This is a genomic window from Streptomyces sp. NBC_00536 (genome assembly GCF_036346295.1).
In the GTDB taxonomy this organism is placed as follows: domain Bacteria; phylum Actinomycetota; class Actinomycetes; order Streptomycetales; family Streptomycetaceae; genus Streptomyces.
The window spans coordinates 3,069,559-3,081,184 of record NZ_CP107819.1; the positions used below are offsets into that span (position 1 = coordinate 3,069,559).

9 protein-coding genes and 2 tRNA genes are annotated in these 11,626 nt (G+C 71.9%); 5 read left to right on the plus strand and 6 right to left on the minus strand.

Features of this window, described 5'->3' with window-relative positions; translation table 11 throughout:
- The first annotated feature begins 43 nt into the window (after positions 1–43).
- From OHS33_RS13270 to OHS33_RS13280, 3 genes are all read left to right on the plus strand, one after another.
- Positions 44–388 (plus strand): hypothetical protein, encoded by a 345-nt coding sequence (locus tag OHS33_RS13270; RefSeq protein ID WP_330330610.1) that lies wholly within the window; start codon positions 44–46, stop codon positions 386–388.
- Between the two features lie 122 nt (positions 389–510).
- On the plus strand, positions 511–1,194 hold the full coding sequence (locus tag OHS33_RS13275; RefSeq protein ID WP_330330611.1) for a bifunctional DNA primase/polymerase: 684 nt from the start codon (positions 511–513) through the stop codon (positions 1,192–1,194).
- Positions 1,185–1,258: transfer RNA gene (locus OHS33_RS13280), tRNA-Lys, on the plus strand. The genes OHS33_RS13275 and OHS33_RS13280 overlap by 10 nt, the downstream gene beginning before the upstream one ends.
- 67 nt (positions 1,259–1,325) lie before the next feature.
- On the opposite strand, the gene OHS33_RS13285 is transcribed toward OHS33_RS13280, so the two are convergent.
- Positions 1,326–2,591 (minus strand): M6 family metalloprotease domain-containing protein, encoded by a 1,266-nt coding sequence (locus tag OHS33_RS13285; protein WP_443065292.1) that lies wholly within the window; start codon positions 2,589–2,591, stop codon positions 1,326–1,328.
- Positions 2,592–2,917: 326 nt separating this feature from the next.
- Between OHS33_RS13285 and OHS33_RS13290 the strand changes: the two genes are divergently transcribed.
- Positions 2,918–4,831 (plus strand): putative bifunctional diguanylate cyclase/phosphodiesterase, encoded by a 1,914-nt coding sequence (locus OHS33_RS13290; protein WP_330330613.1) that lies wholly within the window; start codon positions 2,918–2,920, stop codon positions 4,829–4,831.
- Positions 4,832–4,908: 77 nt separating this feature from the next.
- On the opposite strand, the gene OHS33_RS13295 is transcribed toward OHS33_RS13290, so the two are convergent.
- Together OHS33_RS13295 and OHS33_RS13300 are read right to left on the minus strand one after the other, a co-directional pair.
- A complete protein-coding gene (locus OHS33_RS13295; RefSeq protein WP_330330614.1) occupies positions 4,909–6,621 on the minus strand; it encodes a glycosyl hydrolase family 18 protein in 1,713 nt (570 codons plus the stop codon).
- 251 nt (positions 6,622–6,872) lie between these two features.
- Positions 6,873–7,979 carry an LLM class flavin-dependent oxidoreductase gene (locus tag OHS33_RS13300; RefSeq protein WP_330330615.1) on the minus strand — a complete coding sequence of 369 codons (1,107 nt, stop codon included), beginning with the start codon at positions 7,977–7,979 and terminating at the stop codon, positions 6,873–6,875.
- 257 nt (positions 7,980–8,236) lie between these two features.
- On the opposite strand from OHS33_RS13300, the gene OHS33_RS13305 reads away from it, so the two are divergent.
- Positions 8,237–8,995 (plus strand): IclR family transcriptional regulator, encoded by a 759-nt coding sequence (locus OHS33_RS13305; protein WP_330330616.1) that lies wholly within the window; start codon positions 8,237–8,239, stop codon positions 8,993–8,995.
- A gap of 77 nt (positions 8,996–9,072) precedes the next feature.
- Here the strand turns inward: OHS33_RS13305 and OHS33_RS13310 are convergent.
- The 3 genes from OHS33_RS13310 to OHS33_RS13320 all read right to left on the minus strand — a co-directional run bounded on the left by OHS33_RS13310 (position 9,073) and on the right by OHS33_RS13320 (position 11,559).
- A tRNA-Lys gene (locus tag OHS33_RS13310) sits at positions 9,073–9,146 on the minus strand.
- 86 nt (positions 9,147–9,232) lie between these two features.
- Positions 9,233–10,939, minus strand: coding sequence for an AMP-binding protein (locus OHS33_RS13315; RefSeq protein WP_330330617.1), 1,707 nt, complete (start codon positions 10,937–10,939; stop codon positions 9,233–9,235).
- 26 nt (positions 10,940–10,965) lie between these two features.
- Positions 10,966–11,559: a lytic polysaccharide monooxygenase auxiliary activity family 9 protein gene (locus tag OHS33_RS13320; RefSeq protein WP_330335032.1), complete on the minus strand. Its 594-nt coding sequence runs from the start codon at positions 11,557–11,559 to the stop codon at positions 10,966–10,968.
- Between the last annotated feature and the right edge of the window lie 67 nt (positions 11,560–11,626).

Genomic DNA, 11,626 nt, shown 5'->3' on the forward strand with positions numbered 1-11,626 from the left:
CGGTGGCCCGGAAGGATTTCGTCCGCGAAGCAGGAGGACACGCATGGCAGAGCCCGAGCGCACCGAGCGGAGGCTGCGGCCCGCGCCGCTGCTCTTCGAGCCCTCGGAAGCGGCCACGGATCCGGAGCACTTCTTCGATCTCGAATCCATCGAGGACCCGCGCGAGCTGCTGGCCCGCGCCACCGAACTGGCGCTCGCCTTCCGGGCCGCGCAGGACCGGGCGGTCGAGTACCAGGCCATGGCGGCCGCCCAGCTGGCGGACCCGCGCCGCTTCGACCGGCTGTCGGCGGCGTCCATCGGCGAGTCCGCGCAGTGGTCCGAGGACTACGCCGAGAAGATGATCGACTTCGGCGAGGGCCTGCTCAGGGGCGGCGCGGAGGACCACTGACACGGCCACCCGCACACCCGTTCTGGCATATGCGCAGCGCAAGATACCCCAGCACGCCCCACGCTGTCCGGGTTTCCCGTAACTCCGGGGAACCGGCGCGCTACGGCCGGTAGACCTTCCCCATGACCACGATGACGACGGCTACCGGCTGCCCCGCCCTCCACGGACCCGCCACCCACGTCACCCCGCAGGGCGCCGCGTGGCTCGCCTCCGCCTCGCCCTACCCGCAGAGCACCCTCACGCTGTGGCGGGACCGGCCCACCGCCCCCGCGGTGCTGCCGTGCGGTACCGCCTTCGACGTCGTCAACGTCCCCGTGGTCTTCGGGCGCCGGATGCTGGACCTGCTGTGGGCCGAGGGGCCGGGCTGCGGCCCGGTGGCCGTCCACCGCGGCCGGATGCTGCTGTTCGCGGCCCCCGGCACCGCCCAGCGGCTGCCCGCCCTGCTCGACTGGGAGGAGTGGGGGGAGGCCCACGGCGCGGAGCCCCACGGCGCGGCCACAGAGTCCCAGGGCGCGACCGCGGGGCCGCTGCCCGCCCCGCTGTGCCACGGCCGCGGCGACGCCGTGACCGTACCGGCGCTGACCCCCGCCCCCGGGGACGCGCCGGGCCATTCGCGCTGGCTGGTGGCCCCGGACTCCCGGCTGCCGTGGCTGCCGGGGCCGGAGGCCCTGCTGTGGGCCTGCGTCCGGGCCGCCCGCGGCGGCGCCGGCCCCGCCGTCCGCGCCGGCGCACCGGACCTGCGGATATCGATTTTTCCTTCGGCCGATCCGGATGCTAATGTCTACGACGTCAGCAAGCGCCGCTAGCTCAGTTGGTTAGAGCAGCTGACTCTTAATCAGCGGGTCCGGGGTTCGAGTCCCTGGCGGCGCACAGACGGAGAAAGGCCCCTCACGCGAGTGGGGGGCCTTTTTCGTGCGTTCCCGGTACGGCGCGGCCCCTAGCTGGTGATCTTCACCGTGTACGCGCCGGACTGGGTGCGGTCGGCCACCTCGATGGTGATCCGCTCCCCCGGCACGGTGAAGGTCTCCCCGACCTCCAGCGGCGCGTCCGCGAGCGGCGGGTAGACCGAGCGCCCCCAGCAGGCGTCGGTGTCGGGGTGCCCGTCCAGCACCTCGATCGGACCACCGCCGGACGCGGGCTCGTTGCGCACCCGGTAGACGAGCACGCCCTCGGTGCAGGTGTCCCGGTCGTTGCCCGCCGAGCCCCGGGCCTCGATGGCGATCGCGGTGCCGGGGCCCGTACGGACGACCGCGAGCCGGGTCCCGACCGATCCGCCGCGCTCCGGGGCCTGGCCCAGCGGCTGGAGGGTGTGCAGCGAGGTGCCGCCGCGCACGCAGTCCACCTGGCCGGGGCCGAGCCAGCCGAGCTTCCACTTGTGCCAGGCGAACAGGTCCGGGGACATCCCGAACTGGCTGCCCATCACGTCCCAGTCGCCGACGTAGGTGTCCCAGTCCCCCTTGCCGTCGGTGGGCCGGTGGTAGAGGTCGGGCAGGTCGAAGACGTGCCCGGTCTCGTGCGCCAGCACGTTGCGGTCCGGGGGGTGCTTCTCGAAGACGGTGACGATCCGCCGCAGATCGGTGCCGTCGGCGCGGATGGGCCGGTCGAAGTTGACGACCTTGGTGGCGTCGGAGTCCACCCCGGGTGCGTCCGGGTCGGCGACGAAGTACACGATGTCGTACTTGCTGAAGTCGACCGCGGGATCGGCGGTGGCGACCGCGTCGCGCAGGTAAGCCGCCCGCGCCTCGGGGGCCCAGTCGCGCTGTATCCCGTAGGCCGTGGACGGCTTGGGCATCCGCATCCACTGCCGCTGGGGGTGCGGGACCAGCCGGAAGCGGCCGTACGAGGCCCGCTCGAAGAAGTCGCTGGTGGCCGGGAAGTAATCCCCGGTCAGCTGCTCGGGGGTGGTCTGGGGCTGGGAGTCCGGGAAGGACAGGAAGACCATCAGGGCGTTGAGGGAACGTTCCGGCTTGGGGTAGGCGCCGTTCCAGGTGTCCAGGCCCAGCGAGTGGTGCGCCTGCGTCCGGGTCAGCGCGCACGGCCCGGCCCCGGAATCGGCCACCGCCGGACCCGCGACCAGCGAGATCGCGGCGATGGCCGCGAGGGAGGTGAGGGCGGCCGCGGCACTGCGCACGCGGTAGCGCTCCACTCCCCCGGGTGTCTGCTGTCGCGGCACATCGACCTCCGGTGGTGGATTTCGTAACATCCCACCCACCTTGCGGCGATTGTCTTACTAATGTCCTGTTCCGGTGCCCCACACGAGTGAGCGATCCGGCATCCCGGTGACTCCACTGCTTTACGCGCATATCCACCTGCGCCTACAGAACGTCACGACCGATCAGCCGAGGTCAGGGGCGGACTCCGCATGCTCACAGCCGCGCAGAAACGATCGGGCGGAGCGGGGCCGACGAACCGTCAGCACAGCGAACCGGCGGCCTCCGCACGGCGCCGCCGCTGGATAGGGCCTCCCGGCAGCCTCTATGATCGGCACACTTTCCTGCACGGACACCACGAGCACTGCGGGAGCGAACGGTGAGCGGAACCTCAGAAGGAACCGGTTCGGCGGCCGACAGCATCCACCCGGCCACTACGGAACGTCACCCGGCCGTTCCGGCCGCGTCGGCCGCGCCCTCGGGCGGCTCCGGCCGGTCCACGGCGGTCCGGACGGCGACGGTCCGGCCCCCGTCCGGCCGGGACGGGTCCGAACTGTCCGGGCTGTCCGAACTGCGCGACTACCGGGCCGCGTTCAACGCGGCCCACCTCGCCATGGCCGTCGTCGACCGGGACGGCTTCGTCGTCGCCGCCAACGCGGCCCTCGCCGGGCTGCTGGGCGCCGAGCCGCACGCCCTCGACGGGCAGAGCGCGGCCGATCTGGTGGACCTGGCCGCCGAGGCCCGCACCTGGCAGGCCTACCGCGAGGTGCTGCGCGGGCGCCAGGCCAGGCTGCGCTGCACCCGGCGGCTCAAGCACCCCGACGGGCACTCGCTGTGGACGGAGATCACGCTGGGGCCGGTGCCCGGAACCGGTGACGTCCTGCTGTCGGTCGCGGACATCAGCGACCGGCGCGATCTGCAGGCCCGGCTGCGGCACCTGCAGATGCACGACCCGGTCACCCGGCTGCCCAACCGGGCACTGTTCTTCGAGCGGTTGTCGGCCGCCCTGGAGACCCCGTCCTACGAGCGGGGCGGGACCGGCCGGATCGGCCTGTGCTACCTCGACCTCGACGGGTTCAAGGCGGTCAACGACACCCTGGGCCACCGGGTGGGCGACCGGCTGCTGACCGCCGTCGCGGCCCGGCTCACCCAGTGCGCGGACCAGTCCGGGTACGGGCGTACGGGCGGCCACCTGGTCGCGCGGCTCGGCGGCGACGAGTTCGCCCTGCTCGTGGAGGACTCCACCGGCACCGAGCAGCTCGCGGATCTGGCCCGGTCCGCGCTGGCCGCCGTACAGGAGCCCTTCGACCTGGCCGGGCAGCGGCTGTCGGTGTCGGCGTCCATCGGCGTGGTGGAGCGCGTGACGGCCGGGACCTCGGCGACGGCGCTCATGCAGGCCGCCGACACCACGCTGTACTGGGCGAAGGAGGACGGCAAGGCCCGCTGGACCCTCTTCGACCCGGAGCGCAACGCCCACCGGATGACCCGCCAGGCGCTGTCCTCGACGCTGCGGCCGGCCGTGGAGCGGGACGAGTTCGTGCTGGAGTACCAGCCGTTGGTGGACCTGGAGAGCGGGGTGGTGCGGGGCGTGGAGGCCCTGGTGCGGTGGAACCACCCGCAGTTCGGGACGCTCACGCCGAATCGGTTCATCGGGATCGCCGAAGAGGACGGCTCCATCGTCCAGTTGGGGCAGTGGGTGCTGCGGACCGCCTGCCGCCAGGCGCGCCGCTGGCAGATCGAACACCCCAGTGACGCACCGGTCTTCGTCTCCGTGAACGTCGCGGTGCGCCAGGTGTGGGACTCGGACCTGGTGGGCGACGTGGCGGAGATCCTGGCGGAGACCGGGCTCGCGCCGCAGCTGCTCCAGCTGGAGCTGACGGAGTCGGCCGTGATGGGCTCGGCGGGACGGCCGCTCCAGGCCCTCCAGGCGCTCAGTGACATGGGGGTGCGGATCGCCATCGACGACTTCGGCACCGGCTATTCGAACCTGGCCTACCTGTCCCGGCTGCCCGTCTCGGTGCTGAAGCTGGACGGCTCCTTCGTGCGCGGCTTCCGCTACGAGGAGGGCTCCCACCCGAACCCGGCCGACGAGACCATCGTGGAGGCGCTGGTGCAGCTCGCGCACCGGCTGGGCCTGACGGTGACCGCCGAGTGCGTGGAGACCGCGGGCCAGGCGGCCCGGCTGCGCCGGGTGGGCTGTGACACCGGCCAGGGCTGGCTGTACTCGCGTGCGGTGGCCCCGGAGCGGATCGCCGAAATGATCAGCGCCCGCCCGGAGAACCTGGCCCGGTAGCGTGCGTCGCGGAACCACCGCCGCCCCCGCCCCTGGAGAGGGCGGGGGCGGCGCTCGCTCGGCGCGGGGTGGGGGGATCAGCAGGCGCCGAGGTCCTTCCAGACACCCCACTCGCCGGTGGTGCCGGGCACCTCGTTCTGCGTCCACCACTGGGCCTGCCACTTGTGGCCGCCGTAGGAGACCTGGCTGCCGCCGGTGTAGATGCTGCCCGCGACGTAGGCCGCGACGCCGCCGCAGCCCGCGGGCGGGGTGGTGGGAGGCGTGGTCGGCGGGGTGGTCGGGGGCGTGGTCGGCGGGGTCGTGGGAGGCGTCGTCGGCGGGGTGGTCGGCGGCTGGGTGGTGCCGCCGAGGGCGTCCGAGATCTGGTTCAGCAGCGTGGTCTTGTCGTCCAGGCCGAGCAGGGAGTACATCATCGCGCCGGCCAGGCCGCGCTGCTTGCCGTAGTCGACCCGGGCCTGGATGGACTTCTGGTTCAGGCCGGTGAAGAACTCGCCGTCCTTGTAGAAGTACGAGGCCTTGGCCTGGTCGTCCCAGAAGGTGGTGGCGGGGTTGTCGACGATCCCGCCGAGTTCCTTGTAGTTGGCGATGCCCGCCTGCTGGCTGGTGGGCCGGGCGGCCGAGGGGCCGGTCGCGGTCTGGGCGAGGCCGTTGGTGGTGCCGGCCGGAACGCCCTTCCAGCCGCGGTAGTAGAACTCGTAGCCCAGGGTCAGCTTGTTGGCGGGGAAGCCGCCCGCGATGCCGTAGGCCGCGTTGCCGTCGAGCCAGGAGTCGATGGCGTTCTTGATGCCGTACTTCTGGGTGCCGGGCGCGATCGGGTCGGTCGGGTCGGCGGCCGAGTTCAGCAGCGGGGACTGGTGGTAGGTGGGCCCGTCGCCGTCCCAGGCGCCGTGCATGTCGTAGGTCATGATGTTCGCGTAGTCGAGGTACGCGCCGATCTTGTCCGTCTCGATGTACTTGATCTTGTCCTGGCCCGCCGGGAGGGCCGAGGTCAGCAGGTACTTCTTGCCGCCGTTGGCCGCGCCGTAGGCGTCGAGCTGCTCGCGGAACTCCTTGAGCAGCAGCGTGTAGTTGGCCTTGTCCTCGGGGCCCGTGTGGTTGCCCAGGTGGCCGCCGGTGGAGCCGGGGTACTCCCAGTCGATGTCGATGCCGTCGAAGATCCCGGCCGCGCTGCCCGCGCCGCCGAAGCCGCCGTCGACCGGCAGGTTGCCCTTGATGTACTGGTCGATGCAGGAGGAGACGAACTTCTTCCGGCTGGCGTCGGTGAGCGCCGCGTCGTGGAAGTACTTGGAGTAGGTCCAGCCGCCGATCGATATGTTGATCTTGAGGTGCGGGTACTTCGCCTTCAGCTGCTTGAACTGGTTCATCACGCCCACGATGGGCTGGTCCCACTTGTCCGCGACGCCGCTGACGCTGTCGGCGGCGCTGAAGGACTTCTGGTAGTCGGCGTAGGAGTCCCCCGCGCCGTCACCGGCGCCGGCGTTGTTGTCGTCGCCCGCCGCCTTGTTGGCCTCGAAACAGGTGAGGTTCGTGGGGTGGATGTTGCCGAACGAGTAATTGAGGACGTCCAGCTTGCTCGCGATCCCCCGGGTGTCCAGCTGCTTCGGGTAGAAGGCGTTCCCGTACACGCTCCACTGGTCGTAGTAGGCGATCTTGACACCGCCACCGGCCGTCGCGGCGGTGGTCGTGGAGTCCGCGGCCTGCGCGGCGGCGAGGCCCGCGAAGGTGGCGAGCACCCCGGCGGCGAGGGCGGCCGTGGTGGCCGCCGCTACGAGGGGTTTACGGATGTGCATGGGGGGCCTCCGGAGGCGGGGGGAGGGCAGAACGCTGCGGGTGAGAGAAGTGATAGCGATCACCTCGACTCCGAGTCAATGGTTTGGACCAAACAAGGACTAGACCACTCGGACGACAAACACCCTCGTCAGAGACCTGACCGCACAACAGAAACCGCCCGTCACCCCGGTGACGAGCGGTTTAAGGCCCCCTTGAGCCATCTCTGTGCAAGGTTTTGGCAACAAACCAGCCGAACCCCGTTTCTGCCCACTCAGGCAGGTCCGGCGCCCTCCACGGGCATCCCGTACGCATCTGCGACGAGCCCGTACGAGCGCAGCCGGGCGGCGCCGCTGTGCCCGGTCGCGGTCAGCATCAGCTCGTCCGCGCCCGTCCGCTTCACCAGGGCGTCCAGCCCGTCGCGCACCGCGCCGGGGGTCCCGTACACGACGTTCGCGAGCCAGCTGTCGACGAACTCCCGCTCCAGGGAGCTGAAGGAGTACGCCGCCGCCTCCTGCGGCGTCGGCACCAGCCCCGGCCGGCCGCTGCGCAGCCGCAGCATCGACAGCGCCCCGGTGAGCACCTGCGCCCGGGCGGCCTCCTCGGTGTCGGCGGCGAGCGCCGACACCCCGATCAGCGCGTACGGCTCGGCGAGCACCGCCGAGGGACGGAAGCTCTGCCGGTACAGCTCCAGCGCGGGGATCGTGCCCGCCGCCGAGAAGTGGTGGGCGTAGGCGAAGGGCAGACCGAGCTGTCCGGCGAGGGCCGCGCTGAAACCGGAGGAGCCCAGCAGCCACAGCGGCGGCCGCGCGGCCGGGCCCTGCACCGGACCGGGTACGGCGTGCACCCGGGCGTAGGGGTGCCCGTCGGGGAAGTCGTCGTCGAGGAAGCGGGTCAGCTCCGCGAGCTGGCGCGGGAAGTCCTCGGCGCCTTCGTCGAGCCGGCCGCCGCCGCGCAGTGCCGTGGCGGTGCGCCCGTCGGTGCCGGGCGCGCGGCCGAGGCCCAGGTCGATCCGCCCCGGCGCGAGCGCCTCCAGGGTGCCGAACTGCTCGGCGATCGCGAGCGGCGCGTGGTTGGGGAGCATGACCCCGCCGGAGCCGAGCCGGATCCGGGAGGTGTGGGCGGCCAGGTGCGCCAGGATCACGGCCGGGGAGGAGCTGGCGACCCCGGGCATGGAGTGGTGTTCGGCCACCCAGTGGCGGTGGTAGCCGCGCGCTTCGGCGAGTCTCGCGATGTCCACGCTGGTCCGCAGGGAGGCGTGGGCCGTACTGCCCGCGCCGACGGTGACCAGGTCCAGTACGGACAGCGGTACCGGCGCCGAGCCGCGGACGGTTCCGTGGATCGCGTCCGCCGCGTCCACCACGTCCCCCGTGTCTGCCATCTTCGCTCCTCTGTCGTCCGTCGTGATCCACCTGTGATGTGGACGTACGAAGGGATCGAACAGCGCCCGCGCCCAGGGCATTCCCGGCACACCGGGGCACGGCGCGGACACGGTGCATGACCTTGGCATATGCCAACGGAGTAGCCACTGGCCGAAGGGCATGATTGAGCCATCAATCTCTTCAACAGGCGCTCCGCGTGGGCCTCTTGGTGGCTATCGTGTGAGAGCAAGCGGTAACAACCTGCTAGGGGGAAACCGTGGCGCTGAAGCCCGAGCCGACCGCGCCGTTCCACTCGGTGCAGTACGCCCTGCGCGTACTCGAAACGATCGCACGGCACACCGGTGGTGTGACGGACGTCCAGATCGCCCGTGAGACGGGGCTGCCCGCGGCCCACCTCACTCCCATGCTCCTCATGCTGCGGCGAGAGGGGTATGTCCTGCAGGTGTCCGACGGCGCCTACGCGATAGGTGACTCGCTCGTCCTCCTGGGCTCCGGCGTCGACCGGCAGCAGGCGTTGCAGGACAAGCTCCAGGAGACCCTGGACCGCCTGCGCGACTCGGTGGGGGCGGCGGTCTACATCAGCCGGTACGTGGACGGGGAAGTCAGGATCACGCAGTTCGCGGACAGTCCCCGCACCCCCAAGGTGCACGAGTGGGTCGACTTCCGCTCCGCCGCCCACGCCAGCGCGGTCGGCAAGTGCCTGCTGACGCAGCTGGACCAGAACGGCCGCCGCGACCACCTGTCGCGCCACAAGATCGCCCGGCTGACGTCGAAGACGATCACGAACGAGCAGATCCTGTTCTCCAAGCTGGACAGCCAGCCGGCCACGGTGCCGGTGCTGGACTTGCAGGAATACGCGGTGGGCACGGTGTGCGCGGCGGTTCCGATCACCGCGGGATCGGCCGTGGGCTGCCTGGCCCTGTCGATGCCGGTGGAACACGCGCACCGGCTGCGGGCCGCGGCGGACGCCCTGAACCGCAAGGCCGCGCCGCTGCTGCTGTCGCTCACGCTGTAGCGAGGGGGATGTGCGCAGGAAAGTCGGAAAGCACTTCGGGCGGTTCCCGGTGAACCGGAAACCGCCCGAAGCAGAGGTGCGCCGCCAGGGACTCGAACCCCGGACCCGCTGATTAAGAGTCAGCTGCTCTAACCAACTGAGCTAGCGGCGCCTCACGAGAGAAAATATTACCCGGTCCCCGGGGGTGCTCGCGACCACCTTCTTCCTGACCGCCGTCCGCCCTCCGTCCACCCTCCCTCAGCGGTCCAGCAGGTCCGCCCGGGACTGGGCCGTATACGACTCCAGGAGGGCGGACACGTCCGCCGGAGTCAGCGGGCGGTAGCCCGCGGCGGTAGCCGGGCGCCACCAGACCGGGTCCGGGGTGAGGAATCCCGCCCGTCGCAGGCCCACCCGATGCACCTTGTTCGTCGCCGTCACGGGCATGGCCGAAACCACCCGTATGTAGCGCGGCGCCATCTTCGTGCCCAGGTCCGGCTGCGCGGCGAGGAACGCCGCGAACGCCGCCGGATCGAAGACCGCCCCCGGCCGCAGCGCGAGGGCCGCCATCACCTGGTCCCCGGCCACCTCGTCCGGCACCGCGTAGACCGCGACCGCCGCCGCGGCCTCCCACCGGGCCAGGATGTTCTCGATCATCGCGGCGGCCAGGTTCTCGCTGTCGACCCGCAGCCGGTCGTCCGTGCGCCCCGCGAAGTAGAGGAAGCCCGCCGCGTCGCGGAAGAAGAGGTCCCCCGTCCAGTACCAGCCGTCCCGGGTACGGGCGGCTTCCGCGTCCGGGTTGCGCCAGTACCCCTCGAAGAGGCTGCGCCCCCGGTTGACCAGTTCCCCGATGGCCTCGGCGCCGTTCGTCAGCCGCCCGCCGGCGCCGAAGACCGCGGGCGGGCACTCGGTGCCCGTCTCCGGGTCGATGACGGCCAGGTCGTCCCCGGAACCGGCCCGGCCCAGGGCGCCCGCCGGGGTGTCCGGGGTGCGCTGCACGGAGGCGCCGCCCTCGGTGGCGCCGTAGCCCTCGACGAGGCGGACCCCGAACCGCTCGGCGAAGCGGGCCGCGTCCACCGCCCCGGCCTCGGTGCCGAAGCCGAGCCGCAGCGGATGGTCCCGGTCGTCGGGGCGCGGCTCGGTGGCCAGGAGGTACTGGACGGCCCTCCCGACATAGGTGAAGTACGTCGCCCCGTACGCCCGTACGTCGTCCAGGAACGCGGAGGCCGAGAAGCGGCGGCTCAGCGCCACCGAGGCGCCGCCCGCCAGGGCCGGGAGCCAGTCGGCGATGACGGCGTTGCCGTGGAACATCGGCATGCAGATGTAGTGGACGTCCTCCGGGGTGACCGAGAACTGGCGCACCAGGGCCGCCCCGGCGGCGGCGAGCCGTCCCTGGGTGCAGATCGCGGCCTTGGGGGCGCCGGTGGAGCCGGAGGTGAAGTAGAGGAGCAGCCGGTCGCCGGGGCCGGGACCGGCGGGGCGCAGCGTGGCGTCACCCGGCTTCGCGCCCGCGTAGGGGGCGAGCAGGGCGGCGTACGCGCCGTCGTCGTCGGTCACCAGGATCCGTACGCCGGGCAGGTCCAGCCCGGCGAGGAGCGGCAGGTGGGCGCGCTCGGTGACCAGGATCCGGCAGTCGGTGTGCAGGATGTCGCGGGCCAGCTCGGGGCCGCGCCGGGTGGGGTTGATCCCGGCGACGGCGGCCCCGGCCAGGGCCGCCGCGCCGAGCCAGAACGGGAACTCGGGCGTGTTGTCGAGCAGCACCCCCACGTGCGGCGGCGCGCCCGGGGGCAGCAGGTCGACGAGCAGCGCGGCGCGCGCGGCGCTCTCCTGGACCGTCCGGTGGTGGCTGAGGACGGTGTCGCCGTACCTCAGCCCGGGCCGGTGGTCGCCCCAGGGGCGCGCCACGAGTTCCGCGACGGTGCCGGGTGTCGCTGTCGGCGTCGTCGCCGGTGTCGTCGTCGTCCGCATGCCGCCGGAGAATAACTGACGTTCCGTCAGAACTGAACGTCAGAGCACGAGTAGAAGGCGTTGGCGGTGTCGTTGACGGTCCACACCGCCAGGATCATGTGCCGGCCCGACTTGCCGCTCGGCAGCGTGCCGTGGTGGACGGTGGTCATGTCGGGCCGGGCGCCGTTGTAGGCGACCGTGAGGAAGGGCTGCGGGTCGAGCGAGGCCCGGGTCAGCGGCTTGGCCGGGTCCCACCCGGTCTTCGTGACGTAGTAGCGGAAGTCCGTGGTCGAGTGGTTCGCCGTGAACTGCCACCGGAAGTCGTAGGGCGCGCCACTGGTGACCTTGGTCGTCGGCCAGGTACCGCCGCGCGGGTCGTCGAGCTGCGCGAACTCGGTGTGGTTGCCGGAACATATCCGGCCGTCGGCGGGACCGGCCGCCGGGAAGCCCTTGAGGCCCTCGACGCTCTGCGGCTCCCACTGGATGGGGCCGCAGTCGGCGACGGTCTTGTTGGCGCAGAGCTTCTGGCGGCTGATGGGGGTGTCGGTGTACCCGTGGCTGCTCGCGGTGGGGGCGCTGAGCACGGAGATGCCGACGATCATGCCGAGACCGAGCGCGGCGGCGCCGGCCCGTCTGGGCATGCGGATGGGCATGCGGGTCTTACGCATGATGCTCCTTGAACGTGGGGGGAGTTCGGGGAGTTCGGTG

Coding starts and splice junctions, on each gene's coding strand:
- OHS33_RS13270 (WP_330330610.1), top strand. CDS start 44: ATGGCAGAGCCCGAGCGCACCGAGCGGAGGCTGCGGCCCGCGCCGCTG.
- OHS33_RS13275 (WP_330330611.1), top strand. CDS start 511: ATGACCACGATGACGACGGCTACCGGCTGCCCCGCCCTCCACGGACCC.
- OHS33_RS13285 (WP_443065292.1), bottom strand. CDS start 2,591: ATGTTACGAAATCCACCACCGGAGGTCGATGTGCCGCGACAGCAGACA.
- OHS33_RS13295 (WP_330330614.1), bottom strand. CDS start 6,621: ATGCACATCCGTAAACCCCTCGTAGCGGCGGCCACCACGGCCGCCCTC.
- OHS33_RS13300 (WP_330330615.1), bottom strand. CDS start 7,979: ATGGCAGACACGGGGGACGTGGTGGACGCGGCGGACGCGATCCACGGA.
- OHS33_RS13315 (WP_330330617.1), bottom strand. CDS start 10,939: ATGCGGACGACGACGACACCGGCGACGACGCCGACAGCGACACCCGGC.
- OHS33_RS13320 (WP_330335032.1), bottom strand. CDS start 11,559: ATGCCCAGACGGGCCGGCGCCGCCGCGCTCGGTCTCGGCATGATCGTC.